The sequence below is a fragment of the Streptomyces sp. Y7 genome, assembly GCF_043195415.1.
In the GTDB taxonomy this organism is placed as follows: Bacteria; Actinomycetota; Actinomycetes; order Streptomycetales; family Streptomycetaceae; genus Streptomyces.
On the sequence record NZ_JBIDDQ010000059.1, the window covers coordinates 1 to 755 of the forward strand.

Annotated in this window: 1 protein-coding gene; it reads left to right on the plus strand. The window is 76.4% G+C overall.

The window, feature by feature from the left end:
- Nucleotides 1–202: 202 nt before the first annotated feature.
- A partial coding sequence (locus ACGFW6_RS45095) for a hypothetical protein (RefSeq protein ID WP_393523621.1) occupies nucleotides 203–755 on the plus strand: 553 nt, incomplete at its 3' end.

The window sequence follows — 755 nt, forward strand, 5'->3', positions numbered from 1 at the left end:
CGGGCCCCCCCCCGGCGCGGCCCCGACCCACCCACCGGCACAAGGCGCGTCGCGCACCCCCACCCCACCCGCACAGGCCGCCGCAGGCACCACCCCCACCCACCCGAGTGGCACCCCACGCCACACCGCCCCCATATGCCGCGTTTGTCTGATTAGCGCGTATCGTCGGCGCATGCCCACGCCATACGGATCCCGCGGCGGCATGGCGTTCGGCGTGGAGGAGCTGCGTGTGCTCCGCCGCGCCCTCGACCTTGCCCTCACCCCCTGCCCCGCCCCGGCCCAAGACGTCGAGGACTGTCTCCGTCTCGCCGAGAATCTCGACGAGGCGATGCGCGAGGGCGCCCGGATGCGTGCCTTCCTGGTGGCCGACCTCGCCCGCTACCGCGCCGCCCTCCCCGGCACCGCAGCCGGCTACCTCACCCTCCTCGAAGAGGCCCTCGGCGCCGGCTACCCCCCGATCCCCGAGGATCTCGCCGCCCTCCGGGCCCTGCGCGGCAACCCCACCGCAGCCACCCTCCTGGCCCGCTGCCTGCCCCTGGAACGCGGCACCTCCCACCCGGCGGCCCCGCGCACCACCCCCACCATCCCGGCGTCCCGTACCCACCTCCAGGCCCTCCCTGGAGGCCGTTCCGGAAGCGCCCCCAGCAGCTCCGCGGCCGCCCCCGGCACCCCGCTCGACGTCCCCGCCCAGGCCTCCGCCCAGGAACCCGCCAAACAGCCCCCCAAGAAGCCCGCCCAAAAGCCCGCCGCCCCGC